Below are 25662 nucleotides of genomic sequence, written 5' to 3' on the forward strand. Positions count from 1 at the left end.
ATAAAACACAGGCATCTGCTACCGACATTAAAGATGATGCTATTGAAATGATTATTGATCTTTTTGAAGATTGGTGGAAAAAACAACAAAATCTCAAGTTAATTGCAACCGGTCGCCGTATTGTCCATGGCGAGAAAATTTTTAATAAACTGGTTATTGTTAATGAAAAAGTTAGTGAAGATTTAAGACCATTAATACCTCTAAGCCCCTTGCATCAACCTTATAATTTGCAGGTACTGGCTTTATTTCTTCAAAAATATAAAGAAATCTCACATATAGCTTGTTTTGATACGTCGTTTCATTTTACCAATCCTCCTATTACAAAAGCTTTCGGTTTACCGAAAAAATATTATGATAAAGGGATAATTCGTTACGGTTTTCATGGGTTATCATATAAATATGTTAGCAGCCATTTTAACGAAATGACAAAGGAAGATTTACCTACAAAGACTATTATAGCTCATTTAGGACGCAGTAGTAGTCTATGTGCTATTAAAAACGGTCTTAGTTTAACAAGTTCCATGGGCTTTAGCGTACTTGACGGTGTTATGATGGGTACAAGGACACAGGTAACCTTGATCCTGGTAGTAGTGTTATATCTTATCGATCATGAGCAAATGACTATGAAAGCAGTAACCGAGTTACTATATAAGAAATCAGGATTACTCGGTATGTCCAGTGAAAGCTCCGATATGCGTACTTTGCTTGCCAGTAACTCACCTGATGCTAAAGTTGCTATAGATTTATTTGTGTATCGCATTGTACTTGAAATAGGTAAGCTAACTGCTGCACTTGAGGGAGTTGATTGTCTAATTTTTACTGCCGGTGTTGGACAGAATTCCGCTGTAATACGAGAAATGATTACTGAAAAACTTTTTATGGCTAGGCATTAAAATAGATGATACAAAAAACCAAAAAAATGAGCATCTAATAAGTGCTGAAAGCAGTAAGGTTAAAGTTTTCGCTGTGCCGACAAACGAAGAGCTAATCATCGCTGAGGAAGTGATGAAGTTTTTATAACACAAATTGGTTAATTTTTAATTACTTATACCTCTATTTTTCTTTATTAACTTTTTTGAAATATATGCAACTATAGATATATTTTTAACTTAAATTTGGGGGAAGTTATGCGAGAAGATTTTTTGATAAAAAGAAAGCAGAAAAACAAATAAAGGATATTAAAAATAATAAGATAAATCCATATAATGATGCAATGAAGAAAGATTCTAGAAAAGTGGGTTGATGCAGAGGCAAGTTATAGCTAAAAACGCAGCAGCAGGTTATAAGACAGCATTAAAAATAGAGCAGCAAGCAAAAGAAGCAGGTATTAGTTTAGATAAAGATGCTATGAGACGCTTAGAGAAAATAACAAGTCCATTAATATAGAAGCTGCTAAGAAAGCAGAATTTCAAAAATTTCAAAGTGATCAAGCTCATAAAACGCATCAACAAAAAGCTGAAGCATTTAGGAGTGGTACAACAGCTGCTGCTAAAAAACAAAGAAAAGAAGAGTATAGGACAGGTGGGTGGGATAAATAATTAAATTATAATTTTATTGCGTTAATTGGTACTGTCTACTATTTTAAACGTATGTCTATACTTCATGCCACAATCTTAACCGTTTTTCCTGAAATGTTTCCTGGAACTCTAGGACATTCTTTAGCAGGACAAGCACTAAATAAAAATATTTGGTCATATGACGTTATTAATATTCGAGATTTCGGTTTAACTAAGCATAAAAATATTGATGATGAGGCTTATGGCGGTGGTAACGGGCTTATAATGCGTCCTGATGTTCTAGGCAGTAGCATAGATCATGCTCTTGCTTTAAATCCTAATGCTGAAATGTACTATCCTTCACCTCGCGGTAGAGTCTTTACCCAAAGCTTTGCTAAAGAGATGTTAAAAAATAAAAACCTCATATTCTTATGTGGACGTTACGAAGGGATTGACGAACGTGTAATTGAAGAGTATAATGTTAAAGAAATTAGTGTAGGCGACTACATTTTATCCGGCGGAGAAATACCTACCCTCACCATTCTCGATTGCTTAATTAGACTACTGCCAGGTGTTTTAATGAACCAAAATACCTTATCTTCTGAGTCTTTTGAAGAAGACGGGGAATTTAAGGGCGGGCTTGAATGCAGCCTATATACAAGACCTGAAATTTGGCGTGATCGAGCTGTACCGAGTGTTTTGTTATCCGGTAACCACAGGCTAATTAATGAATGGAAAAAAGAGCAATCACATATGATTACTAAATTACGCCGTCCGGAGTTACTTAAAGATTTATAGAGTTAAGGAGTTAAAAAATGAATATTATTGACCGTTTTGAACAGGAAAATATTTCAAAGCGTACTGCAAATAAAAAAATTCCTGATTTTGAAGCCGGCGATACAGTTAAGGTAACTGTTAAAATTATTGATAGATCGATTGAGAAAGACGGTAAGGAAAAATTAACGGAAAGATTTCAAGCTTATGAAGGTGTAGTTATCGCAAAAAGAAATCGCGGTATTACTTCATCTTTCTTAGTACGTAAAATTAGCCACGGTGAAGGAGTCGAAAGACGCTTTATGACTTACTCGCCGATAGTACACTCTATTGATGTAGTAAAATACGGAGTAGTTCGTCGTGCTAAACTTTATTATTTAAGAAATAGAAGCGGTAAGTCGGCTAGAATTAAAGAGAGACATATCCATATTGCTAAAACTAAGGCAGCAAAAGCTTAAATATATTTGTATCTCTTATGTCATTACTGCGAAAGAGTGCATTGCTACGTGAATACTAAATACGTCATTGCAAGCAGCCGTAGGCTGCATGGCAATCTCATGAAATAATAACAAACTCCTTAGATTGCTTCGTCAATTACTTCGTAATTTCCTCGCAATGACGTATGCCTCAAATCCCTAAAGTATCTCTATAAAGCTCAAGCATAGCGTCCTGCTCGGCAAGTTTATCTTTATCCAATTTCTTTAGTTTCAATATAGATTTCATAGCTTTAACATCAAATCCATGTGAAGAAGCATCTTGGAAGATATCTTTTACTTCTTGAGATAAATCAGCTTTTTCTTGTTCTAATCTTTCTATTTTGCTTATATATTGCTCTAATTGTTCTTTTACTACTACTTCTGACATAAAAAATCATTTAACCTTTTTGAATTTACTATATAATACAAATATAATCCTTATTCAACAAAATATATAATAATGCAAATTTATCCTTTAAGACTTTTACCTAATAAAATCGATTTTGATTTTATGAATTTTAAAAAAGTTAGTTACACTTTCTCAATTATTTTATCACTCATTAGCTTTATTTGGATCGGTATATATAAATTTAATTTCGGTATTGATTTTGCCGGCGGTATAGTTATTGAAGTAAGGCTTGATCAAGCTCCTGATTTGCCAAAAATGCGTGGGGTTCTAGGCAAGCTTGGAATAGGTGAGGTGGTCTTACAGAATTTCGGTAGTGAGCGTGATTTATCGATTAGATTCGGTAGTAGTAGTGAAGAAAATCTCATGAAAAATATTGAGTTAATTAAAGGATTTTTGCAAAGTAATTTTCCGTATAAGTTTGAATATCGTAAGGTAGATTTTGTCGGTCCGCAAGTCGGTAGGCAGCTAATAGAAGCGGGGGCTATGGCGATGCTATTCTCTTTCTTAGCAATTATGGTTTATATTTGGGTGCGTTTTGAGTGGTATTTTGGTCTTGGTATACTTATCGCCTTAGTGCATGACGTAATACTCGCTCTTGGGTTTATGAGTATGACAAAGCTTGATTTTAACTTAAGTACTATTGCTGCAGTGTTAACTATTATAGGTTATTCCGTTAATGATTCGGTAGTAATATATGATAGGATTAGAGAAAATTTACGTAAATATCATAAAAAAAATATCACGGAAATTATAAATTTAAGTATTAATGAGACTTTATCAAGAACTATTTTAACTGTCATTACCACGCTACTTGCCAATTTAGCCCTTATTCTTTTTGGTGGTGAGGCAATCCGTAGTTTTAGCGTACTTATATTTTTTGGGATAATAGCCGGTACTTATTCCTCAATTTTTATCTCTGCTCCGATACTTACAATGTTTGTTAATAGGAAGTTTAATAAAAAAGTAATAGAAAGGTAAAGAATCATCATTGCGAGCAGGCATTGTTGCTTGGGCCGGCTTTATTGTCATTGCGAGTGGCCGTAGCCTGCATGACAATCTCAGGATTTTGGCACGAGGTTGCTTCGTCAAAATTTTCAATTTTTCCTCGCAATGACGTTTTTAAGCCATAACGAGAATAGTTTATGCTAAAAGAAGAAGACAAAATTTTTACTAACCTGCATGGGCAGCAAAGCCATGATTTGAAATCTAGCAAGAAGCGAGGCGATTGGGAGAATACTAAAGCTTTGCTTGATAAAGGTAGAGATTTCATCGTTGAAGAGGTTAAGAAATCAGGGCTTAGAGGGCGAGGAGGTGCCGGATTTTCTACCGGTATGAAATGGTCATTTATGCCTAAAAATTTAGAGAAGTCTTGCTATTTAGTAGTAAATGCCGACGAGTCTGAGCCTGGCACTTGTAAGGATCGTGATATATTAAGGTTTGAGCCGCACAAATTAATAGAAGGTTGCTTGCTTGCAAGCTTTGCTATAGGAGCGAATAATTGTTATATCTATATTAGAGGTGAGTTTTATAATGAAGCCTCTAATATTCAGCGTGCCTTAGATGAAGCCTATAAGGAAGGGTTAATAGGAAAGAATTCTTGCGGTTCGGGCTTTGATTGTAATATTTATTTACATCGTGGGGCGGGTGCTTATATTTGTGGCGAAGAAACGGCATTGCTTGAAAGCTTAGAGGGCAAAAAAGGTATGCCTCGTTTAAAGCCGCCTTTTCCTGCCGGCTTTGGGTTATATGGCTGTCCGACTACTATAAATAATGTTGAGTCTATCGCAGTAGTGCCAACCATTTTAAGACGAGGAGCTAGCTGGTTTGCTGGTATAGGTAAACCTAACAATACGGGCACTAAGATTTTCTGCATATCAGGGCATGTTCACAAGCCTTGTAATGTTGAGGAAGCAATGGGCATTTCGTTAAAAGAATTGATTGAGAAATATGCGGGTGGTGTTCGTGGTGGATGGGATAATCTTAAAGCCATAATCCCGGGCGGTTCTTCCGTGCCTTTACTTCCTAAGTCATTATGTGAAGTGGATATGGATTTTGATAGTTTAAGAACAGCAGGTTCTGGACTTGGTACAGGAGGTATTATAGTTATGGATCAATCTACCGATATTGTTTATGCAATAGCAAGGCTTAGTAAATTTTACATGCATGAATCTTGCGGGCAATGTACTCCTTGCCGTGAGGGTACGGGCTGGATGTGGCGAGTTATGATGCGACTAGTTAAAGGTAATGTCAAAAAATCTGAGATAGACGAACTCCTTAACGTTACGAAAGAAATAGAGGGGCATACTATCTGTGCTTTAGGTGATGCGGCAGCTTGGCCGATTCAAGGGCTGATACGCCATTTTAGAAGCGAGATTGAGGCAAGGATAAAGAGTGATAGTGTGGTTTGACTTTTTATCGTCATTGTGAGGAGATATTGCCTGCGTGGATACTAAGCCGTCATTGCGAGCGACTGAAAGGAGAAAGGAGCGTGGTAATCTCATGAAATAATAACGAACTCCTGAGATTGCTTCGTCAATTACTTTGTAATTTCCTCGCAATGACGATTCCAATTTATAAATAATTAAGAGATTATGCAAACAGATAATACAAAATCAAACACTAATAAAACAGCTAAGCAAGAGTGGGGGTCTTTTGCTTTTGTAATATGTATCGCTTTACTTATTAGAATACTTATTATGGAGCCGTTTACCGTTCCGACTGGGTCTATGAAAGCAACCATACTTGAGAATGATTATATATTTTCTACGAAATATAGTTATGGTTATAGTAATTATTCTTTATCTTTTTTTGATTTTATTCCTCTTTTTAAAGGGCGCATATTTGCTCGTGAACCGGATCGTGGCGATATTGTAGTTTTTCGTCCGCCTAACGATATGAGTGTTAGATATATAAAGCGTTTAATAGGGCTACCCGGTGATAAAATTCAATTGATTGATGACGTAATATATATTAACGACAAAAAAATAGAACGCACGGAAGTTGGAACTTATATAAGCGAAGAGGGAATAAAATATTTAAAGTTTAAAGAAACACTGCCAAACGGTAGAACATATTTTTCTTATAAGCTTGCTCCTATTTATGGCGTTATATATAATGATAGATACGGTAATACGGATGTTTTTTATGTACCTGAAGGGCAATATTTCTTTTTAGGGGATAATAGAGATCAGTCAAATGATAGTAGAGTAAATCTTGGATTTGTACCGTTTGAAAATTTTATTGCTAAAGCACAATTTATTTGGTTCTCAACAAAAATAACTTGGTGGGATAATGATATAGGAGTTATTAATCTAGTACTAAAGTTAAAGCCATGGATTGAATCTGTTAGGTTAAATCGAATTTTCAGAAATCTTTATAACACGGATGCGTAATGGAATCATTTGAGAAGTTAGAAAAGCTACTTAGCTATAGTTTCAAAAATAAAGAGCTTTTAATAGAGGCGTTGAGTCACCCGTCTTTAAGGCAACATCACGAGTACAAGGATGATAAAGATTATGAACGATTAGAATTTCTAGGTGATGCTGTATTAAATTTAGTAATCACAGAAATTTTATTTAGAAATTTTGCAAATTATAATGAGGGGAATTTAGCTAAAATTAGATCATATTTGGTTTGCAAAGAAACAATATGCATGGTTGGAGCTAAACTTACTTTAAAAAATTATATAATTATGACTTATGGCGAAGAAGTAGCAGGCGGGCGTGATAATCTTAATAATATAGAAAATGCCACGGAAGCTTTAATTGCAGCTATATATCTTGATAGCAATATTGAAACAACCCATGATATTATCGAGAAGTTATGGGCAGAATTTATAAAAGTTCAGAATTTAACGGATTATGACCCAAAAACTGCTTTACAAGAATGGGCTCAAGCTAGTGATCATCACCTACCTATATATCGTCTGATAAAAAGAGAAGGAGCCTCCCATTCATCGACTTTTACGGTTCTTGTAAAAGTAAAAGATTATGAACAAACAGGCACTGGTCACGCAATAAAAGAAGCAGAGAAAAACGCAGCACGCAGCTTATTGCATAGACTTAAAAATGACTAATAGACATCTTGCCAAATTCGCTTATAGAGAGGAATTTAAAGGAGACATGGAAGCACTTGCCGCCGCAGTACGCGAGGATGCGAGTACTGGATCGACGTCTCAATTACCTCTAGAAGTGCAGTTTGGGAAGATGTCTAATCAGAAAACGGTATCGGTTTGTATAATCGGGCGACCTAATAGCGGAAAATCAACTTTATTAAACAGAATAATCGGTGAGAAGCTTTCAATCGTTACCCCAAAAGTTCAAACTACTAGGTCAATTATTACCGGTATTATTACCTTAAAAGATACACAGGTAATTTTATACGATACGCCCGGTATATTTGAGCCGAAAGGGAGCTTAGAGAAAGCAATGGTAAGATGTGCGTGGTCTAGTTTGCATAGTGCGGATTTAGTTCTGTTAATTATTGATAGTCTAAAGTCGTTTGATGATATAACGCATAATATTGTAGATAAGCTTCGCTCACTTAATATTGTTCCGATATTTTTATTGAACAAAATAGACATCGAATCAAAATATCTAAATGACATTAAAGCTTTTTTAACAGAAAATCATCCTGATAGCTTGCTTTTTCCTATATCTGCTTTATCAGGCAAAAATATTGATGGATTACTTGAATATATAACAAGTAAGGCCAAAATTTCTCCTTGGCTTTATGCGGAAGACGACATAACGGATTTACCTATGCGTTTTATTGCAGCAGAAATTACAAGAGAGCAGTTATTTTTAAATTTGCAGAAAGAACTCCCTTATAAATTAACCGTACAAACCGAAAAATGGGAAGATCTTAAAGACAAATCCGTAAAGATTAATCAAGTTATAGTAGTTTCAAGAGAGAGCTATAAAACTATAATACTCGGTAAAAATGGCTCTAAAATCAAAGAAATAGGAGCAAAATCCCGAATGCAAATGGAGAGATTTTTTGGATTTCCTGTTCATTTATTTTTATTCGTTAAGGTGCGTGAGCTGTGGGAGAATAATCAAGAATTTTATCAGTATATGAAGATATAAAGCTGTCACCCTGTGGCTTGACAGGCTTTGTTGGATCGTTTTCGATGTCATTCCCCCGAAAGCGGGAATGACATAAAAGCCATATAATAATGCCAATAAAAATAACATTAAATAATCATGATAATACTTGGGATTGATCCGGCACTTGGGAGTCTTGGATGGGCAGTAGTGGCAAAGGAGACCGCACAGTTGAAATATTTAGCTAGTGGTATTATTAGAACAAATAGTAAGGATGCAATTCATCATAGACTTGCTTTTATTAATAGTACATTAGAAAAAGTAATATTAGAATATCAACCAAATATGGCAGCGATTGAAGAAACATTTGTTAATACTAATAGCGTGACTTCTTTAAAGCTTGGATATGCTAGAGGGGCGATAATGTCGCTGATCGGTAGATATAATTTGGACATGCGAGAGTTTAAGCCAAATACGGTAAAAAAAACCGTAACAGGATATGGGCATGCAGAGAAAGACCAAATGTTGCATATGATAAAGCTTTTGCTGTCTGGCACTGCCTTAATTACCAATTCTGATGAAGCTGACGCCGTAGCGATTGCCTATACCTGCTTAGTTACAAAAAATTATTAAAATGAATCCAATAATAAAAATGAATCCAATAATAATATTAGTTGCCCCGCAAATGGGTGCGAATATCGGTGCTACTGCAAGAGCAATGAAGAATTTTGGCTTAAATGAGCTTAGAATCGTGGCTCCAAGAGACGGCTGGCCTAATGAGCAAGCACGTAGTAATGCAGTCGGAGCGGTTAATATTATAGATCATGCAAAAATTTTTGATAGCCTAGAGGATAGCATTAAAGACCTCGAATATTTATATGCTACTACTTGCATTAAAAGGGCTATGAATAAAGATTATGTATTTTCACAAAATTTACCTTTAGATTATCCAAATTCTGAAAAAGTCGGGATAATGTTCGGACGGGAAAATAATGGGCTTAGCAACGAAGAAATCGCATTTGCTAATAAGATTATCACTATTAATACAACCGAATTTAGCTCATTAAACATTGCTCAAGCGGTTATTATTATATGCTATGAGTTGTTGCGTAATTCTACGCCCAGAGAGGATGTACATAACATTCAAAAATTAGCTACTAAAGAAGAAATAGAGCATTTTTTAGTAAATTTATTCGGCAAACTCGATAAAGCTGGATTCTTCAAGGCTCCCGACAAAAAAACTGCTATGCAACAAAATATCACTAATATATTTACACGTATAAATAGTCTCTCTTCCCTGAAGTCCAAACTCTGCAAGGTATTATTAAATCTTTAAATCAATGATATTTAGTAATTTCTTAAGTTCAGGAACATAATTTCTTATTCGGTTATATATTTCATCAGCAAGCTTTTTATCGTAAGTATAAGATATCATATTACTACGATCAGTAAGCATATAAATCCATAAACTCTCATCATTTATAATACCGGCAACAAAAGCTTCCTTTATCACTGCTTTATGATAGTGAAGAAATGTGCCTTTTTGAGAAAAATATTCTTTTAAAAACTTCCAAGCGAGTTCAAAAGTAAATTCAAATCTTTGTATAGTGGCATCAATATAAGCCCTATCTTCTGTTGTCAGTTTTAAATAAATATCTTCAAGCGTCATAAAAGCTTTACGAAATTTTTCAAGTTTAAGGTTTATTTTTGACATATATAATTTTTTTTCTTTTAATATATTTTTATAAAGCTCAGAGCTTATTTTAGTACTTTCAAACCTTACACAATCTATTTTTAAAAGCGTGTCGGCATTCTCTATAATAGAAATAACTGCTAGCCATTCTTGATCTTGGAATATTAGGGCAGATACAGAATGCTCATCGTTATCCCCTCTAGCACGAGAAACCAAAAAGCCATATTTCGTTGACAAACGGTAAAGATTTTAGCTTATTAATGAATATATATGATTGTATATCTTTATCCATATAATTACCAGCTTTTGATTAAAGATTTAATAATTTCAGCTACTCTTTCTGCTTCATTTAAGGGTTTGTAGCTATATTCTTCTAGAGCAATAGCCGACTTATCAAAAATTCTTGCTATCTTCTGTTCTACTAACTGCTTTATAAAAATCTTATGCTTTGACGAATTAAAGTTTGGTGGGCAGAATATATAAAGAGGCTTGCCGCTTGAAGCTGCTTCACTGCACATTGAGATTGAGTCGGCCGTAGAGATGATATATTTTGCCTTGGAGAGCATAGCTATATAAGGATTATAGCCTGCGTATTCGTTCGGGTAATAAATAATTGTGGAGGACGGCATATTATTTTTAATAATTGATTTTACAGTGTGTGGTGTACGTCTACTAAAACTAATGAAAAAAGGTATTTTTTGATTAGTATATATTTTATTTAATAATGAAGCAAATAAAACTGCTTCATCTTCATGGAAATTAAATTTTTTATTATTCCCACCGATTATCACTGCAATAAACTGTTTAAGATTAGGATAATGTTTTTGGAGTTCCAAGTTCGCTGCGGTGAACTGTTCAGTTACGTTGTTGATAGCTCCGTTGATGGGGATGATGTTTTTAAAGTCGTCATTGCGAGGAAATACGAAGTATTGACGAAGCAATCTAGTAAAAAAGCCCTGAGATTGCTTCAGCCACTTTGTGGCTTCGCAATGACGTTGGTCATGATAAGGCAGAATAACGGCATCAAATGCATTGTAAGGAAGATTAGGCTGCATTATTTGTATTAACTTGATATCTTTAAATTTCTTTTTTAAATAAAATGCTAGTACTGCCGTTCTTCTTCCAGCGGTAATTATCATATCAGGCGGGGACTTATCCAAAAGATACTGCAATAGCTCACTTTTTATATGGATAGGATAATATTTTAGTAAAAAGTTCGGTAGCTTAGCTAAGCAATTATATTCAAGCTTAATTGTTGTATATTCTTCCGTTAATTTTTCAGCAAGTGCAATAGCCTGATGGGTGTTGCCTGTTCTATTATCTTCCAATACGTGTATTTTCATTGTAAATACTTCTCTAAAGGTAATGTTAATAAGTTTGTTAGAGGTAGTGATTTATCGCAAGCCTCGGCTATTTGTGGTGTGATCGGAATTTGAGCGATTAGTGGTATATTATATTTTTGTGATAAATGTCCGCCACTATTATTTTTAAGCATATAGCTCATATTCTCAATTATTCCCAAAATAGGTAAATTTAGTTTTTGATATAAATCTATAGAACGTATTACGTCTATTTCTGATATTTTTTGTGGTGTAGTTACGATTATTACGCCGTCTAAATGATAATTTTCTAGTATACTTAAATGAATATCACCTGTTCCCGGCGGCATATCGATAATTAAATAATCTAAATTATCCCATTTTGTTACCGATAATAATTGATAAATAGTCTTACTCGCCATAGGACCACGCCAAATAATTGCCGAGTGGTCTTTAACGAAGAAGCCTATAGATATAATTTCGATGCTTTGAGCAAGTACCGGTATTATTCGTCCATCTTTCGTTTGCGGTACTTCGTTAATGCCGAATATATGCGGAATTGACGGACCGTAAATATCCGCATCTACTATCCCGACTCGGTAATTTGCTAGACTTAACTGCTGAGCGATAAGAGCCGATATTGTAGATTTTCCGACTCCGCCTTTACCTGACGCTACTAAGATAATTTTTTTTACATTTTCTACAAAATGTTTTGGTTTTTGAACTTTTTTCTCCATCGGTTTACTTTCGGTAAAAACAATTGTTATTTTATTTACTTCCGAAATCTTGTTAAGTTTATTAATTGCCTTAAGTCTAATTTCTTCGGCTTCTAACTTGTTTTTACCTGATATATCTATTGAGAAACCGATATTATTACCTTTAATTATAATATCCGATATAACTTCATTTAAAAAAGTACCGTCTTTAAAGGTAATATGCTGAATTTTATCTATAATTTGTCGTTGGTGTAAATTCGCCATATTAAATTTCCTTTTTAAAGCTGTTTAAGCGCGTAACTTGACGTTATATACTATAATATATATAATTATCTCATCTTTAAAAATAATATAAAACAATAAAGCAAATGCTTAATAAAAAACATATCTCAATTTTAAAAAAATCCCCATGGAAAGATTTTGATTCTGATAAAGAAGATAACATATTCACAAGACCGCGTAAAAATCAATTTAATTTTGATCAAGTTCAATTCCCGTTTAATTTCAATGCTAAAACAATAATTTTAGCTGTTGTTGCAGTGGTTGCTTTATGGCTCGCTTCGGGTATTTATGAAATAAAAGAAGGCGAAGAAGCAGCGGTAATAAGATTTGGGCGTTTTGTGCGTAAGGGCTACCCCGGGCTTAATTATCATTTACCGGCACCTTTTGAAAAGATAATAGTTGAGAAAGTTAAACAATCACGTCGGATTGAGATTGGTTATCGTACAAATAGCTCTCTGCGTAGCGGTGGCGATAATACTAAAAATATTGCCGGTGAAAGTATAATGCTCACCGGTGATGAAAATATCATTGCTTTAAATTGTGACGTAATGTGGCATATTAATAATCTTGAAGATTTTATTTTTAACGTACAAAGACCTGCAGAAACAGTAAAAGCAACAGTCGAGAGTGCCGTTAGGGAAGTCATAGGCAATACTCCTATTTCTTGGGTATTATCCGATCAAAAGCAGGAGATTACTTATAAAATAGAGAAATTAGCACAGAAGATATTGGATAGTTATAATGCCGGCGTTATGATTGAGAAAGTACAATTATTAAAAGCCGAGCCGCCTGCCGAAGTAATAGACGCTTATAGAGACGTGCAAACTTCAAAAGCAGATAAAGAAAAAGAAATAAATCAAGCTCAAGCCTATAATAATAAGATTTTGCCGGAAGCTAGAGGAGCGGCTGCAAAGATTATACAAGAAGCAGAAGGTTATAGAGCAGAAGTTATATCGAAAGCAGAAGGTGATAGCCAAAGATTTAATGCTATTTATAAACAATATGCTACAGGTAGGCAAGTAACTAGAGATAGATTATATTTAGAAGTAGTCGAAGAGATATTAGGCGGTTCAAATAAAACGATTATTAATAATGCACTACTGCCGCACATGGCTATTAAACCATAGGGGTGCTATTGTCATTCCCGCTTTTGCGGGAATGACATCAAGCGTGTTTTTCACGCTATACACAAATGACATCTAAACAACAAGGAATATTAAATGCAACAAAAGATTTATTATATAATTTTTACAATTGTTTTTGGACTGATACTGATTTCTAGCTCCTTATTTTCAGTTGACCAACGCCAATCTGCAGTAGTATTCCAGTTTGGTGAGGCAGTTAGAACTATAGAAAATCCAGGACTGAATATTAAAATCCCGTTTATTCAAAATGTTGAATTTTTTGATAAGCGTCTTTTAGATGTTGAGGTTGAGGCAAAAGAATTAACGGCTGCTGACGGTAAACGAGTTATTGTTGATGCCTACGCCAAATTCCAAATTAATAATCCCGTAATGTTTTATAAAACGGTACATGATTATCAAGGTGTGAAAATTAGGCTGACTCGTAATCTTGAATCGTCAATGCGTAAGGTGATAGGTAAAATCTCGCTAAGTAGCCTTTTAAGTCAGGAACGTAGTAATGTAATGTTAAATATCTTAAATCAAGTGGACGGTGAAGCTAAAAGCTTCGGTATTGATGTTGTAGATGTTAGAATTTTAAGAGCAGACTTACCAAAAGAAAATAGTGCGGCTATTTATCGTCGTATGCAAACGGCACGTGAAAAAGAAGCAACCCAAATTAGAGCGGAAGGACAAGAAGAAAGCGTGCGTATTCGTTCAAAAGCAGATAAAGAAAGTAAAATAATACTTGCTAAAGCTTATCGAGATGCACAAATTATTAAAGGTGACGGCGATGAGAAAGCGGCAAAAATATATAATTCTGCTTATTCAGTTGATCCGGAATTTTATAAATTTTATAGATCACTTTTAGTATATAAAAATTCTTTAAAGAAAGAGAATACTAATTTTGTAATTTCACCGGATGCTGAAGTTTTAAAATATCTAAATCTCACTAAGTAGTATACTAGTCTATCTACTTTTTATTTACTTGGAGTATATGGTTAATCTGAAAATAGTTATTGTTATAATAGTTTTAATATCAAGTAACGTTGTTCTAGCAAAAGAAAATAGTAGGTCTTTAAAAGTAGCAGCTCAAGAAGAGAATGAATTTACGGAAATAAATTCTGCTCCTTTAAAAGTAAGTGAAGCCGCTCGTTATAGCTTTGCCGATATAGTTGAACCGTTAATTCCTGCAGTCGTTAATATTTCAACAATAGAATATGTTAATAGTAAATCGGAAAACGCCGAGAAAGATCCTCTGCAAGAAAAAGTTAATGATTTTTTAGAAAAGCTTAATATACCGCTGAATTTGGAAGAGGTTGATCAAACTCCGAAAAGTGTCCCGCTTGGTTCAGGATTTATTATTGAACCTAACGGCTTAATAGTGACAAACTATCATGTAATTGCAAATGTTGATAAAATTAATATAAAACTTGCAGATAATACCGAATTATCGGCTAAATTAATAGGTAACGATACTAAAACCGATTTAGCTCTCTTAAAAATAGATAGCGAGGAACCTCTACCTTTTGTTGAGTTTGGAGATTCAAATGATGCAAGAGTAGGAGATTGGGTTATTGCGATCGGTAATCCGTTCGGTAATCTAGGTGGTACGGTGACAAGTGGTATTATTTCTTCTAAAGGGCGGGATATCGATATAGATACGGACAATATAGTCGATAATTTTATTCAAACGGATGCTGCAATTAATAACGGTAATTCCGGTGGTCCTATGTTTAATTTGGATCAGAAAGTAATCGGCGTAAATACGGCAATTTTTTCACCGCTCGGTACTAATATAGGTATCGGTTTTGCAATACCGTCAAATACTGCAAAGCCTATAATCGAACGTCTTAAGAAAGATGGAAAAGTAAGTAGAGGGCGCCTTGGAGTAACAATACAAGATTTAACCGAGGAAATTTCTGAAGGGCTAGGACTTAAAAATACTAGAGGGGTGTTAGTAGCTAAAGTACAAGAAGACGGTCCAGGTGATAAAGCGGGAATTAAAACAGGTGATATAATAATAGAGTTTGCAGATATACCGGTTAAAAATACTAAAAAATTACGTGTAATTATTGCAGATGCTCCTATTGATCAGGAAGTAAAAGTAAAAATACTTCGTGATAAAAAGGAGCTTGAGTTACCTATTAAAATTACTTCGGATAATGAAGAGGTTACCAAAGATTCTACAGAAGAGACCAATAAGAAAGAAATAACAAATAAAGAAGAAAATAATTTATCTATTACTAAAAATAATATTACTTTTGGTAATTTGACTGAAGAACTAAGACAAAAATATACTATTCCTCAAGATAAAATGGGAATAGTGATAACCAATATTGATGAAGAAGAAAGTAGCTTCAAAATTGGTGATCTGATAACCAATATTAATCAGAAAAGCATAGACGATATAAGTAAGCTAGAAGAATTATATGAAAATGCTAAAAAATCAGATAAGCAAAATATTTTGCTCTTGATTGAAAGGGGGAGTAGTAATATGTTCGTACCATTGCAGGTTATGTAGTTTTCTATGTTATTTCCACGAAGGTGGGAATCCAGAAAAACAATCTTAACATTGATACAAAAATTACATATTTAATAAAAGAAAGCTATAAAAATAAGTTTTTTATAGCTTTTGCTGGATTCCCGTCTTCGCGGGAATGACATAGAATGTAAAAATAATACCTAAATAATTTATGTATGAATGAAAAAATAGCAATTTTAAGTGCATATAGTTTTGTTAATATAGAAGAACCGGCGAATTTGATACCGAAACTTTTGCTTATAGGTAAAAGAAAATATGTTAGAGGTACTATTTTATTAGCTAATGAAGGCTTTAACGGTTCTTTTTCAGGTTCATATGAAAATGTAAATCTTGTACTTGAAGAATTGATAAAGCTGACCGGTCCCAAAGATGTTAACGTTAAAATAAATTATAGTGATGTTCATCCTTTTCAGAAATTGAAAGTCAGACTGAAGAAAGAAATCGTAGCAATGAACGTTGATGATTTAAATGTTGATTTGTTTAAAGGCAAATATATAGAGCCGAAAGATTGGGATGAATTTATCACAAAACAAGATGTTATAGTAATAGATACTCGAAATGATTATGAAGTAGAGGTTGGTACATTTAAATCAGCAATTAATCCTAATACCAAAACATTTAAACAATTTCCTGCTTGGGTTCAGCAGAATCAAGAATTGCTCAAAGGTAAGAAAATTGCTATGTTTTGTACAGGTGGTATCAGGTGTGAAAAATCCACCAGCTTACTTAAAAGCATAGGTTATGATGAGGTATATCATTTAAAGGGTGGAATACTGCAATATCTAGAAGATACACAAAACAAGAACAATTTATGGCAAGGTGAATGTTTTGTCTTCGATGATAGGAGAGCAGTGACAGATGATTTATCGCCTGTAGAAAGACATTGGTTGCAGAGATAGATGTCGTTGACCGATTGAAACGTGTAGTATGTCATTCCCGCGAAAACGGGAATCCAGAAAAAAGAGAGCTTTTAATTTTAAAAGTTCAGTATATTTGTATTTTTTAATTACTGGATTCCTGCTTTCGCGGGAATGACATAACCCTTTGTTTATTTATTAGAAATATATGACTAAAACCAAACAAGAAATTTATAATAAGCGTCCAACTTCACCGCATTTAACTATATATAAGCCGCAAATAAGTTCTACATTATCAATTTTGTATCGTATGACCGGCGTAGCTTTGTTTTTTGCGGTGTCAATCTTGGTGTGGTGGTTGATTCTTAGTAAATATGACAATAATTATTTACAGCTTGCTGAATGCTGTATTATAAAAATATGCTTAGTAGCTGTTAGCTACGCTTGGTTTTATCATTTATGTAACGGCATTCGGCATTTATTTTGGGATATCGGTTACGGTTTTTCTATAAAATTGGTTAATATCACCGGTTGGTGTGTAGTGGTAGGATCTGTATTATTAACGGTATTGTTATGGGTGTAGTAATTAAAAATGTCATTGCGAGGAGATGCGTAGCATCGACGTGGCAATCTCAGAAATAATAACAAATGCCTGAGATTGTTTCGTCAATTGCTATGCAATTTCCTCGCAATGACGAAAAGCTAAAACAAATAATAGAGAAAATTAATGGTATATGATTTTAAAGCAGAAATTGTAAAAGCAAAAAATAGCGGTTCTGCTAAAAGCGGTTCTCATCATTGGTTATTGCAAAGAGTAACGGGGATTATATTAGCTTTATGTTCTGTGTGGCTAATATATTTTACGTTAACCAACAAAAATAATGATATAAATATTATTATGTTGTGGGAACTTAAAAAGCCTTTTAATGTAGTAGCTTTGTTAATTACGGTGGTTATTTCGTTGTATCATGCGATGCTTGGTATGCGTGTAGTAATTGAAGATTATATAAGTGATCACAAATTACGTAATACATTGATTATAATAGTGCAATTATTTTGCATTGTTACTATTGTAGCTTTTGTAGTAGTGCTGTTTTATAAAGGATAAAAATTGTCATACCGCGGCTTGACCGCGGTATCCAGAAAACAATATTGTGTATTGAATTACTGGACCCCGTGGTCAAGCCATGGGATGACAGAGGTAGACAATTCACGTATCAAAATAGTAAAAAATTAATTTAATGACCAAAGCGTATAATATCATTCATCATAAATTTGACGTAGTAGTTGTAGGTGCAGGCGGAGCAGGTCTTCGTTCTGCATTCGGTATGGCTAAAGAAGGGCTAAATACCGCTTGTATAACTAAGCTGTTCCCAACCCGTAGTCATACTGTGGCTGCTCAGGGCGGAATTAGTGCGGCTCTTGGGAATATGGGCGAAGATGATTGGCGTTGGCATATGTATGATACGGTCAAAGGTTCTGATTGGTTAGGCGATCAGGATGCCATTGAGTATATGTGCAAAAACGCTCCCGATGCGATTTTAGAGCTAGAGCATTACGGCGTACCTTTCTCAAGAACTGAAGAGGGAAAAATTTATCAGCGTCCTTTTGGAGGAATGACAACAGAGTACGGCAAAGGAAAAGCAGCTCAGCGTACATGTGCTGCGGCAGATCGTACAGGGCATGCCATACTGCATACTTTATATCAACAGTCACTAAAACATAAAGTACAGTTTTTCGTTGAGTATTTTGCTATTGATTTATTGATGGAAGATGGTGAATGTAGAGGTGTAGTTGCGTGGAATTTAGATGACGGTAGTCTGCATTGTTTTAGAGCGCATAATGTAGTGCTTGCAACGGGCGGATACGGGCGTGCTTATTTTTCGGCGACGTCTGCTCATACTTGTACTGGTGATGGGGGCGGCATGGCGATTAGAGCCGGTCTTCCACTGCAAGATATGGAATTTGTACAGTTCCATCCGACAGGTATATATTCGGCCGGCTGTCTTATTACCGAGGGGGCAAGAGGCGAAGGGGGATATCTCGTTAATGCAAACGGTGAGCGTTTTATGGAGCGTTATGCTCCTGCTGCAAAGGATTTAGCTTCAAGAGATGTAGTTTCAAGAGCAATGACTATAGAAATCAGAGAGGGGCGAGGAGTCGGTGAGCATAAAGATCATGTATTTTTACATTTAAATCATTTATCGCCGGAGATTTTACATAGTCGTTTGCCCGGTATCTCTGAGACGGCTAAAATTTTTGCCGGTGTTGACGTGACTAAAGAGCCGATACCGGTACTTCCTACGGTACATTATAATATGGGCGGGATACCGACGAATTATCACGGTCAAGTCATAATTAAAGACGGTAAAAATCATAATAGTGTAGTAAAAGGGCTTATGGCAATCGGTGAAGCGGCTTGCGTATCGGTACACGGTGCTAACCGATTAGGATCAAATTCTTTGCTTGATTTAGTAGTATTTGGTAGAAGTTCGGCATTAAAAGCAGCCGAGCTTATTAAGCCTGCGAGTCCCCACAAGTCTATAAAAGAAGAAAGCCTTGAAAACATTATAAATAGATTTGATAAAGTCCGTCACGCTAACGGTAATATTTTAGTTGCAGAGTTAAGGCTTAAAATGCAAAGAACTATGCAAAGCCATGCTTCGGTATTTAGAACTCAAGAGGTACTAGATGAAGGGGCAGGAATGATTAGCGAAATAAGAAGCGGCTATAAAGATATAAAAATTAACGATAAATCTTTAATTTGGAATAGTGATTTGGTGGAAGCCTTAGAGCTAGATAATCTACTTGATCAAGCTTTAGTAACGGTATATTCGGCAGCTGCAAGAAAAGAAAGCAGAGGAGCTCATGCACGTGAAGATTATCCTGATCGTAATGATGAGGATTGGATGAAGCATACTCTTAGCTCTATCGATGAAGCAGGTAAAGTAGTTCTTGATTATAAACCTGTGACTTTAACTACTTTAACCGATGAAGTAACAGCAGTCCCGCCGGTGAAGAGAGTGTACTGATTAATGTTCTTATGTCATTCATGCGAAAGCAGGAATCTAGAAACCTTTAATGTTATCCCGCGATTTAATCGCGGGATCCAAAAATGCTTATTTTTTAGATATCGCGGTCAAGCCGCGGTATGACAGAAAAAAATATATATAAAATATGTTTGAGTATTTAATAAAATTCTATCCAAAAATCTTTTTTATTGTAGAGGGAACTTTGGTAACTTTAAAATATAGCGTTATTGCCGTTATATTCGGTTTAGTAATAGGGATGCTGCTCGCTATTTGTAAGGTAAATAAAAATCGTGCTTTAAGGCTTTTTGCAAATTTCTATACTTCTATTTTCAGAGGAACGCCTTTATTAATTCAATTAAGTATTATTTATTTTGCTGCACCTTATATCATAGGCATTAAATTTAGTGTGTTTATGGCGGGAGCTATTGCTTTTTCTCTTAATTCGGGAGCATATGTTTCCGAAGTAATCAGGGCAGGGATTAATGCAGTTGATAAAGGGCAGTTTGAAGCGGCTGAAGCTCTTGCTATTCCAAAGTTTTTAATAATGAAAGATATAATTCTGCCGCAAGCAGTTAAAAATATTTTTCCGTCATTAGTAAATGAGCTTGTAAATTTGATTAAAGAATCAGCCATTATTTCTATGCTTGGAGAAATGGATTTAATGCGTAGAGCACAAATTGTATCAATTGAAACATATAATTATTTTTTTCCAATGCTTATTGCTGCGTGCTGTTACTATATTTTAGTGATGTTAATCAGCTTTATAGCAAAAATAATTGAGAAAAAAATGATTGTTAATTAAAACATACTTGCTTTTATGGAAAAAGTAATTATAATTTAAGTTTAGTGTAATTTACAAATTCTTATAATTTGTATTTAGAAATGATTGAAAATAAAGGGTGGAAGTATTTTTCACCCTTTAATTATCGTATATATAAGTTTTTTTTGGAGTATTTTTTTTAATGCCGACATATAATCAATTAGTACGTTTTGGGAGAAAGTCAAAAACTCGTAAGACCAAATCTCCTGCCTTAGAATCTAATCCTTTTAAAAGCGGTGTTTGCCTAGTTGTAAAAACCGTTACCCCTAAAAAGCCTAACTCTGCACTTCGTAAGATTGCAACGGTGCGTTTAAGTAATAAAAGAACCGTAAATGCATATATTCCTGGTGAAAAGCATAGTGTAAAGGAACATGATAGGGTGTTAGTAAGAGGCGGTCAGGTTCCTGATCTTCCGGGGTGAAATATCATATCGTACTCGGTGCTTATGATATTGCCGGAGTTAAAGGACGTAAGCAAGGTCGGTCACGTTACGGTGCTCCTCGTAAACAAGTTGCAGTTACAAAAAAATAAATTATTAGTTAGAGAGAAAAAATAAAATGTCACGTCGTCATGCCGCAGAGAAGCGAGTAATTTTACCTGATATGAAATATAACAGTATTTTACTGTCAAGATTTATCAATAATATTATGAAAGAAGGGAAGAAAGCCCTTGCAGAGAAAATTGTTTATTCAGCCTTTAATAAAATTGAAAAGAAGCATAGAGTTGATCCGTATCAAACCTTTAATAATGCTATGCATAACGTGAAGCCGCATTTAGAAGTAACTTCGATTAGGGTTGGAGGAGCTAATTATCAAGTTCCGACGCATGTTGATGAAAGAAGAGGATATGCCCTTGCTAGCCGTTGGATTATTAATGCTGCGTCAAAACGTTCTGAAAAAATGATGATTGATAAACTTGCCGAAGAGCTGTTTGAAGCTTCTAATAATAGAGGTGTTGCCATTAAGAAGAAAGAAGATACTCATAAAATGGCCGAAGCTAATAAAGCTTTCTCTCATTTTAGCCCTAAAAAAATGAAATAAGGTAGGGTATAATGAGTAAAATAAATAAACTTGAGCATATTCGTAATATCGGTATATGTGCTCACATTGATGCCGGTAAAACCACAACTACCGAACGTATTTTATATTATACCGGTAAATCGCATAAAATAGGTGAAGTTCATGAGGGCGGTGCTACCATGGATTGGATGGAACAAGAACAAGAACGTGGTATAACCATTACCTCAGCTGCTACTACTTGTAGATGGCAAGATAAAATAATTAATATTATCGATACTCCTGGACACGTTGACTTTACTATCGAAGTAGAGCGTTCGCTTCGTGTTCTTGACGGTGCGGTTGCAGTATTTGACGGTGTAGCAGGTGTTGAACCGCAGTCAGAAACGGTTTGGAGGCAAGCAGATAAATATAATGTTCCTAGAATGTGTTTTGTCAATAAAATGGACAGAATGGGAGCAGATTTTTATAGATGCGTGGAAATGCTCAAAGATCGTTTAGGAGCAAAACCGCTTGTTATTCAGTTGCCTGTAGGGATTGAAGAAAATTTTAAAGGTATCATTGATCTTATTAAAATGAAAGCAGTGATTTGGAAAGATGAAGCACTTGGAGCTGAGTATTTTGAAGAAGATATACCTGCCGATATGAAAGATAAAGCTGAAGAATATCGTGCTAAATTACTTGATATGGTTGTTGAGTTAGATGATCATGTTATGGAAAAATATTTATCAGGTGAAGAAGTAACAGCAGAAGAAATTAAAAGATTAATCAGAAAAGGTACTATTTCAGCAGTATTTTATCCGGTTTTATGCGGTAGTGCTTTTAAAAATAAAGGGGTACAGCCTTTACTTGATGCCGTAGTAGATTTCCTACCTTCGCCTATTGATATAGGTATAGTAAAAGGTATGGAAGTAAGTACCGGTGAAGAAAAAGATTTCCCTATTTCGGTAACTGAGCCTTTTGCAGCTTTAGCATTTAAAATTATGAATGACCCATTTGTCGGTTCATTAACTTTTATTAGAATATATTCAGGTAAAATTACTTCAGGAACAACTGTTATTAATACCGTAAAGAATAAAAGAGAAAAAATCGGTAGAATGCTATTAATGCATGCTAATAATCGTGAAGACGTAAAAGAAGCATCAGCAGGTGATATAGTAGCTTTAGCAGGTCTTAAAGATACTACCACAGGTGATACGTTATCTGATATTGATCAGCAAGTAATCTTAGAAAGAATGGAATTTCCAGAGCCGGTAATTGAGCTTGCGGTAGAACCTAAATCAACAGCCGATCAAGAAAAAATGGGCCTCGCACTTTCTCGTTTAGCAGCTGAAGATCCATCATTTAGAGTGTCAACTGATTATGAAACAGGACAAACAGTGATAAAAGGAATGGGAGAGCTCCATTTAGAAATTATCATTGATCGTATGAGAAGAGAGTTTAAGGTCGAAGCAAATATTGGAGCTCCTCAAGTAGCATATCGTGAAACTATAACAAAAGTTTGTGAAATTGATTATACCCATAAGAAACAATCCGGCGGTGCAGGACAATTTGCTCGTGTAAAAATTATTTTTGAGCCTCTAAAAGAGGTAAAAGATCTAAAAGATGAAGATAAAAATAAAATTTTTGTCTTTGAAAGTAAAATCATCGGCGGTGCCGTGCCTAAAGAATATATACCAGGTGTTGAAAAAGGATTAAATAATATTAGAGAAACCGGTGTTATTGCCGGTTATCCTATGATTGATTTTAAAGCAACTTTAGTTGACGGTGCGTTTCATGATGTAGATTCTAGTGTACTTGCGTTTGAAATTGCTGCAAAGGCAGCATTTAGAGAAGGGATGCCGAAAGGTAATCCTAAATTACTTGAGCCGATTATGCAAGTTGAAGTTATCACTCCTGATGAATATATGGGTGATATTATAGGTGATTTAAATAGTCGTAGAGGACAAATTCAAAGCATGGATCCAAGAGGGAATGCTCAAGTAGTTACTGCGAATGTTCCTTTAGCGGAAATGTTTGGTTATGTTAATACGCTTAGGTCTTTATCTCAAGGTAGAGCTCAGTTTAGTATGATATTCTCTCATTATGATCAAGTGCCGAGTCAAGTAGCTGATATTATTAAAGCTAAAAAATAATTTAGGGGTGAGGTGTCACGTCTTACAGAAATAAATGTTGTTTTGCCGTGGCAGCTTATAAATTAACAGTACTGTTTATTATAGTAATTTTTTAATAATAACAAATATTTTTAATAACTTTTATTGATTTTTTATTAAAAATATGATAGGAGTGTAGCTCAATTGGTAGAGCGCCGGTCTCCAAAACCGGAGGTTGCGGGTTCGATACCTGTCGCTCCTGCCATTATAGGCTTAGAGCTTTTTTGCTATAAAATATAGAATTTTTACAAAATTTGCTTATAGAGAGAAATTTGAAAGAGGTACTTCACCTCGAATCGCAGCGTACATACTAGTATGTGAGAATTCCAGTGCTGGATTATCGTCTCAATTGCCTCTAGAAGTAGCATTTTGTAAGAAGTCTAATAAATTACCTAACAAAAATATGTTTAAAGAATATAAAATTTATAAGTTTTTTGAACAAGTTAAACAAGAAACTTATAAGGTAGTGTGGCCAACTAGAAAAGAGCTTGTTGCTTCAACATTAGTAGTGGTAGTAGCAGTTTTTATTTTTAGCCTAATTTGTTTGGTACTTGATTATAGTATACATAACATAATGCAGCTTTTGCTTAATATCGGCAAATAGTATAAGGAATAAATTGTGACAGCACAGAGTATAGATAATATATTGCCTTCTTCTGAAAAAAATGTAAAGCAGTGGTATGTAGTACATACGGCATCAGGAGTAGAGAAACGCATTAAAGAAGATATGCTTAGAAAAATCGCTAAACAGAACATGACGGATTTTTTTGAAGATATATTAATACCTGTTTTTGGAGTTTCTGAAGTTAAACGCGGTAAAAATGTCAAGGTAGAAAAAAAACTAATGCCGAGTTATATCTTGATAAAGATGAATATGACTGATAAATCTTGGCATTTAGTAAAAAATATATCTGGAGTAACCGGCTTTTTAGGAAGCAAAACCACGCCAAAAGCTCTTACAGAAAGTGAAATACAAAATATTTTTAATAATTTGGAAGCAGAAGCTAAAGAAGCAAAGAATTCTAAATTGTATGAAGTTGGTGAAATAGTGACTGTTACAGACGGTCCTTTTGAAACTTTCATGGGTACAGTAGAAGAAATAGATCAAGAAAAAAATAGGTTAAAAGTTTCAGTTGCAATATTTGGTAAAGCAACTCCAATAGAACTAAATTTTAATCAAGTAAAGAAAAATGATTAAAAGTTGGACTAAATACGGTTTATAAGTTACTTAAGCTGTATTGTACGAATGTTCAGGATGTCATTGTTGCGGGATAATGTGTCGTCATTGCAAGCAGCCGTAGGCTGCGTGGCAATCTAGGAGAAATAATAAAAAACTTCTGATTTACAGATTTTTTTTTCTTCCTTGTTTTGTCAAAACTTACAGCTTTTCCTTGCAATGATGGGAAACAAGATCCATGCAATTGTTACAAAGTAATATTAATTTAAGAGAAAAATAAGGATATTTATAAATGTCTCAGAAAGCAATAAAAGGTTATATTAACTTGATAATTCCAGCTGCTGGAGCCACTCCTGCACCTCCTATAGGACCGGCCCTAGGACAAAGAAAAGTTAATATTGCAGCATTTTGTAAAGATTTTAATGATGCTACGCAAGGTATGGAAAAAGGAATACCTCTGCCAACCGTAATTACCGTTTATGAAGATAGTAGCTTTTCTTTTAAAATAAAAACTCCTCCTGCTTCTTACTTTTTAAAGAAATATGCTAAAATTACTAAAGGTTCTAGTGCTACTAAAAAAGAAGCCGTAGTAGGTAAAGTTACTATGGATGATTGTCGTGAAATTGCAAAGTTAAAAATGCCTGATTTAAATACAAAAAATATTGAAGCAGCAACAAAAATTATTTGTGGTAGTGCTGCATCTATGGGACTTGAAGTAGTAGGGAATTAAT

Annotated in this window: 28 protein-coding genes, 1 tRNA gene and 2 pseudogenes; 27 read left to right on the forward strand and 4 right to left on the reverse strand. The window is 34.6% G+C overall.

Annotation, left to right across the window (positions count from 1 at the left end):
• Positions 1 to 47 precede the first annotated feature (47 nt).
• From ACSFFC_RS03215 to rplS, 5 genes are all read left to right on the forward strand, one after another.
• Entirely contained in the window at positions 48 to 893 is an 846-nt protein-coding gene (locus ACSFFC_RS03215) for an acetate/propionate family kinase (protein ID WP_410526325.1), read from the forward strand.
• 1 nt (position 894) lies between these two features.
• Entirely contained in the window at positions 895 to 1020 is a 126-nt protein-coding gene (locus ACSFFC_RS03220; protein ID WP_267878541.1) for a hypothetical protein, read from the forward strand.
• A 222-nt stretch (positions 1021 to 1242) separates the two neighbouring features.
• Positions 1243 to 1386 (forward strand): hypothetical protein, encoded by a 144-nt coding sequence (locus ACSFFC_RS03225; protein ID WP_014410359.1) that lies wholly within the window; start codon positions 1243 to 1245, stop codon positions 1384 to 1386.
• A gap of 203 nt (positions 1387 to 1589) precedes the next feature.
• Positions 1590 to 2294 (forward strand): tRNA (guanosine(37)-N1)-methyltransferase TrmD, encoded by a 705-nt coding sequence (trmD, locus tag ACSFFC_RS03230; RefSeq protein ID WP_004996686.1) that lies wholly within the window; start codon positions 1590 to 1592, stop codon positions 2292 to 2294.
• Between the two features lie 17 nt (positions 2295 to 2311).
• A complete protein-coding gene (gene rplS, locus ACSFFC_RS03235) occupies positions 2312 to 2728 on the forward strand; it encodes a 50S ribosomal protein L19 (protein ID WP_014410360.1) in 417 nt (138 codons plus the stop codon).
• Between the two features lie 169 nt (positions 2729 to 2897).
• Here the strand turns inward: rplS and ACSFFC_RS03240 are convergent, their stop codons facing one another.
• Positions 2898 to 3134: a DUF2312 domain-containing protein gene (locus ACSFFC_RS03240; protein WP_004996682.1), complete on the reverse strand. Its 237-nt coding sequence runs from the start codon at positions 3132 to 3134 to the stop codon at positions 2898 to 2900.
• A gap of 72 nt (positions 3135 to 3206) precedes the next feature.
• Here ACSFFC_RS03240 and secF point away from each other — a divergent pair, with 72 nt between their 5' ends.
• The 7 genes and pseudogenes from secF (at position 3207) to ACSFFC_RS03275 (ending at position 9544) form a co-directional block, all read left to right on the forward strand.
• Positions 3207 to 4133, forward strand: coding sequence for a protein translocase subunit SecF (gene secF, locus ACSFFC_RS03245; RefSeq protein WP_014410361.1), 927 nt, complete (start codon positions 3207 to 3209; stop codon positions 4131 to 4133).
• 164 nt (positions 4134 to 4297) lie between these two features.
• Positions 4298 to 5563: an NADH-quinone oxidoreductase subunit NuoF gene (gene nuoF / locus ACSFFC_RS03250; protein ID WP_014410362.1), complete on the forward strand. Its 1266-nt coding sequence runs from the start codon at positions 4298 to 4300 to the stop codon at positions 5561 to 5563.
• Positions 5564 to 5746: 183 nt separating this feature from the next.
• Positions 5747 to 6547, forward strand: a complete 801-nt coding sequence (gene lepB, locus ACSFFC_RS03255) for a signal peptidase I (protein ID WP_012719396.1) — start codon at positions 5747 to 5749, stop codon at positions 6545 to 6547.
• On the forward strand, positions 6547 to 7230 hold the full coding sequence (rnc, locus tag ACSFFC_RS03260) for a ribonuclease III (protein WP_014410363.1): 684 nt from the start codon (positions 6547 to 6549) through the stop codon (positions 7228 to 7230). The genes lepB and rnc overlap by 1 nt, the downstream gene beginning before the upstream one ends.
• Positions 7223 to 8242: a GTPase Era gene (gene era / locus ACSFFC_RS03265; RefSeq protein WP_014410364.1), complete on the forward strand. Its 1020-nt coding sequence runs from the start codon at positions 7223 to 7225 to the stop codon at positions 8240 to 8242. Before rnc ends, era begins: the two co-directional genes overlap by 8 nt.
• Positions 8243 to 8359: 117 nt before the next feature.
• The gene (gene ruvC, locus ACSFFC_RS03270) at positions 8360 to 8833 is read left to right on the forward strand and encodes a crossover junction endodeoxyribonuclease RuvC (RefSeq protein ID WP_004996663.1); all 474 of its coding nucleotides are present in this window, start codon (positions 8360 to 8362) and stop codon (positions 8831 to 8833) included.
• A gap of 19 nt (positions 8834 to 8852) precedes the next feature.
• Positions 8853 to 9544: pseudogene (locus ACSFFC_RS03275) on the forward strand (RNA methyltransferase).
• Here ACSFFC_RS03275 and ACSFFC_RS03280 read toward each other — a convergent pair.
• The 3 genes from ACSFFC_RS03280 to ACSFFC_RS03290 are packed head-to-tail and all read right to left on the reverse strand — an operon-like array spanning position 9525 to position 12192.
• Positions 9525 to 10130 (reverse strand): nucleotidyltransferase substrate binding protein, encoded by a 606-nt coding sequence (locus tag ACSFFC_RS03280; protein ID WP_231282973.1) that lies wholly within the window; start codon positions 10128 to 10130, stop codon positions 9525 to 9527. The pseudogene ACSFFC_RS03275 and the gene ACSFFC_RS03280 sit on opposite strands and share 20 nt — an antisense overlap.
• 59 nt (positions 10131 to 10189) lie before the next feature.
• Positions 10190 to 11236, reverse strand: a complete 1047-nt coding sequence (locus ACSFFC_RS03285; protein ID WP_014410366.1) for a mitochondrial fission ELM1 family protein — start codon at positions 11234 to 11236, stop codon at positions 10190 to 10192.
• Entirely contained in the window at positions 11233 to 12192 is a 960-nt protein-coding gene (locus tag ACSFFC_RS03290; RefSeq protein ID WP_014410367.1) for an Mrp/NBP35 family ATP-binding protein, read from the reverse strand. Before ACSFFC_RS03290 ends, ACSFFC_RS03285 begins: the two co-directional genes overlap by 4 nt.
• A 104-nt stretch (positions 12193 to 12296) precedes the next feature.
• Between ACSFFC_RS03290 and hflK the strand changes: the two genes are divergently transcribed.
• The 15 genes and pseudogenes from hflK to rplK all read left to right on the forward strand — a co-directional run bounded on the left by hflK (position 12297) and on the right by rplK (position 25661).
• On the forward strand, positions 12297 to 13337 hold the full coding sequence (gene hflK, locus ACSFFC_RS03295) for an FtsH protease activity modulator HflK (RefSeq protein ID WP_014410368.1): 1041 nt from the start codon (positions 12297 to 12299) through the stop codon (positions 13335 to 13337).
• Positions 13338 to 13430: 93 nt separating this feature from the next.
• On the forward strand, positions 13431 to 14291 hold the full coding sequence (hflC, locus tag ACSFFC_RS03300; protein WP_004996654.1) for a protease modulator HflC: 861 nt from the start codon (positions 13431 to 13433) through the stop codon (positions 14289 to 14291).
• A 37-nt stretch (positions 14292 to 14328) separates the two neighbouring features.
• Positions 14329 to 15855, forward strand: a complete 1527-nt coding sequence (locus ACSFFC_RS03305) for a Do family serine endopeptidase (RefSeq protein WP_004996653.1) — start codon at positions 14329 to 14331, stop codon at positions 15853 to 15855.
• Between the two features lie 176 nt (positions 15856 to 16031).
• On the forward strand, positions 16032 to 16775 hold the full coding sequence (gene trhO / locus ACSFFC_RS03310; protein ID WP_014410369.1) for an oxygen-dependent tRNA uridine(34) hydroxylase TrhO: 744 nt from the start codon (positions 16032 to 16034) through the stop codon (positions 16773 to 16775).
• 166 nt (positions 16776 to 16941) lie between these two features.
• Positions 16942 to 17316 (forward strand): succinate dehydrogenase, cytochrome b556 subunit, encoded by a 375-nt coding sequence (sdhC, locus tag ACSFFC_RS03315; protein WP_010976843.1) that lies wholly within the window; start codon positions 16942 to 16944, stop codon positions 17314 to 17316.
• 144 nt (positions 17317 to 17460) lie between these two features.
• Complete coding sequence (gene sdhD, locus ACSFFC_RS03320) at positions 17461 to 17841, forward strand: succinate dehydrogenase, hydrophobic membrane anchor protein (protein ID WP_014410370.1); 381 nt, start codon at positions 17461 to 17463, stop codon at positions 17839 to 17841.
• Positions 17842 to 17974: 133 nt separating this feature from the next.
• Positions 17975 to 19765, forward strand: a complete 1791-nt coding sequence (sdhA, locus tag ACSFFC_RS03325) for a succinate dehydrogenase flavoprotein subunit (protein ID WP_014410371.1) — start codon at positions 17975 to 17977, stop codon at positions 19763 to 19765.
• A gap of 145 nt (positions 19766 to 19910) precedes the next feature.
• The gene (locus tag ACSFFC_RS03330; protein WP_014410372.1) at positions 19911 to 20567 is read left to right on the forward strand and encodes an amino acid ABC transporter permease; all 657 of its coding nucleotides are present in this window, start codon (positions 19911 to 19913) and stop codon (positions 20565 to 20567) included.
• A 160-nt stretch (positions 20568 to 20727) separates the two neighbouring features.
• Positions 20728 to 21116, forward strand: a pseudogene (gene rpsL / locus ACSFFC_RS03335) (30S ribosomal protein S12).
• Between the two features lie 26 nt (positions 21117 to 21142).
• Positions 21143 to 21625 carry a 30S ribosomal protein S7 gene (gene rpsG, locus ACSFFC_RS03340; RefSeq protein ID WP_014410373.1) on the forward strand — a complete coding sequence of 161 codons (483 nt, stop codon included), beginning with the start codon at positions 21143 to 21145 and terminating at the stop codon, positions 21623 to 21625.
• A gap of 11 nt (positions 21626 to 21636) precedes the next feature.
• Positions 21637 to 23736 (forward strand): elongation factor G, encoded by a 2100-nt coding sequence (fusA, locus tag ACSFFC_RS03345; RefSeq protein WP_014410374.1) that lies wholly within the window; start codon positions 21637 to 21639, stop codon positions 23734 to 23736.
• A gap of 147 nt (positions 23737 to 23883) precedes the next feature.
• A tRNA-Trp gene (locus ACSFFC_RS03350) sits at positions 23884 to 23959 on the forward strand.
• 198 nt (positions 23960 to 24157) lie between these two features.
• On the forward strand, positions 24158 to 24358 hold the full coding sequence (gene secE, locus ACSFFC_RS03355) for a preprotein translocase subunit SecE (RefSeq protein WP_004996644.1): 201 nt from the start codon (positions 24158 to 24160) through the stop codon (positions 24356 to 24358).
• 15 nt (positions 24359 to 24373) lie between these two features.
• Positions 24374 to 24952 carry a transcription termination/antitermination protein NusG gene (gene nusG / locus ACSFFC_RS03360; protein WP_014410375.1) on the forward strand — a complete coding sequence of 193 codons (579 nt, stop codon included), beginning with the start codon at positions 24374 to 24376 and terminating at the stop codon, positions 24950 to 24952.
• A 271-nt stretch (positions 24953 to 25223) separates the two neighbouring features.
• Positions 25224 to 25661: a 50S ribosomal protein L11 gene (gene rplK, locus ACSFFC_RS03365; RefSeq protein WP_004996639.1), complete on the forward strand. Its 438-nt coding sequence runs from the start codon at positions 25224 to 25226 to the stop codon at positions 25659 to 25661.
• Position 25662: the final 1 nt, after the last annotated feature.

The organism is Rickettsia parkeri, from assembly GCF_051427245.1.
In the GTDB taxonomy this organism is placed as follows: Bacteria; Pseudomonadota; Alphaproteobacteria; order Rickettsiales; family Rickettsiaceae; genus Rickettsia; species Rickettsia rickettsii.

Coding starts and splice junctions, on each gene's coding strand:
- ACSFFC_RS03330 (WP_014410372.1), top strand. CDS start 19,911: ATGTTTGAGTATTTAATAAAATTCTATCCAAAAATCTTTTTTATTGTA.
- sdhC (WP_010976843.1), top strand. CDS start 16,942: ATGACTAAAACCAAACAAGAAATTTATAATAAGCGTCCAACTTCACCG.
- ACSFFC_RS03240 (WP_004996682.1), bottom strand. CDS start 3,134: ATGTCAGAAGTAGTAGTAAAAGAACAATTAGAGCAATATATAAGCAAA.
- trhO (WP_014410369.1), top strand. CDS start 16,032: ATGAATGAAAAAATAGCAATTTTAAGTGCATATAGTTTTGTTAATATA.
- sdhA (WP_014410371.1), top strand. CDS start 17,975: ATGACCAAAGCGTATAATATCATTCATCATAAATTTGACGTAGTAGTT.
- ACSFFC_RS03290 (WP_014410367.1), bottom strand. CDS start 12,192: ATGGCGAATTTACACCAACGACAAATTATAGATAAAATTCAGCATATT.
- rpsG (WP_014410373.1), top strand. CDS start 21,143: ATGTCACGTCGTCATGCCGCAGAGAAGCGAGTAATTTTACCTGATATG.
- ACSFFC_RS03285 (WP_014410366.1), bottom strand. CDS start 11,236: ATGAAAATACACGTATTGGAAGATAATAGAACAGGCAACACCCATCAG.
- ACSFFC_RS03215 (WP_410526325.1), top strand. CDS start 48: ATGATTATTGATCTTTTTGAAGATTGGTGGAAAAAACAACAAAATCTC.
- lepB (WP_012719396.1), top strand. CDS start 5,747: ATGCAAACAGATAATACAAAATCAAACACTAATAAAACAGCTAAGCAA.
- secE (WP_004996644.1), top strand. CDS start 24,158: ATGTTTAAAGAATATAAAATTTATAAGTTTTTTGAACAAGTTAAACAA.
- era (WP_014410364.1), top strand. CDS start 7,223: ATGACTAATAGACATCTTGCCAAATTCGCTTATAGAGAGGAATTTAAA.
- rnc (WP_014410363.1), top strand. CDS start 6,547: ATGGAATCATTTGAGAAGTTAGAAAAGCTACTTAGCTATAGTTTCAAA.
- fusA (WP_014410374.1), top strand. CDS start 21,637: ATGAGTAAAATAAATAAACTTGAGCATATTCGTAATATCGGTATATGT.
- sdhD (WP_014410370.1), top strand. CDS start 17,461: ATGGTATATGATTTTAAAGCAGAAATTGTAAAAGCAAAAAATAGCGGT.
- trmD (WP_004996686.1), top strand. CDS start 1,590: ATGTCTATACTTCATGCCACAATCTTAACCGTTTTTCCTGAAATGTTT.
- rplS (WP_014410360.1), top strand. CDS start 2,312: ATGAATATTATTGACCGTTTTGAACAGGAAAATATTTCAAAGCGTACT.
- ruvC (WP_004996663.1), top strand. CDS start 8,360: ATGATAATACTTGGGATTGATCCGGCACTTGGGAGTCTTGGATGGGCA.
- rplK (WP_004996639.1), top strand. CDS start 25,224: ATGTCTCAGAAAGCAATAAAAGGTTATATTAACTTGATAATTCCAGCT.
- hflK (WP_014410368.1), top strand. CDS start 12,297: ATGCTTAATAAAAAACATATCTCAATTTTAAAAAAATCCCCATGGAAA.
- nuoF (WP_014410362.1), top strand. CDS start 4,298: ATGCTAAAAGAAGAAGACAAAATTTTTACTAACCTGCATGGGCAGCAA.
- hflC (WP_004996654.1), top strand. CDS start 13,431: ATGCAACAAAAGATTTATTATATAATTTTTACAATTGTTTTTGGACTG.
- secF (WP_014410361.1), top strand. CDS start 3,207: ATGCAAATTTATCCTTTAAGACTTTTACCTAATAAAATCGATTTTGAT.
- ACSFFC_RS03305 (WP_004996653.1), top strand. CDS start 14,329: ATGGTTAATCTGAAAATAGTTATTGTTATAATAGTTTTAATATCAAGT.
- ACSFFC_RS03225 (WP_014410359.1), top strand. CDS start 1,243: ATGCAGAGGCAAGTTATAGCTAAAAACGCAGCAGCAGGTTATAAGACA.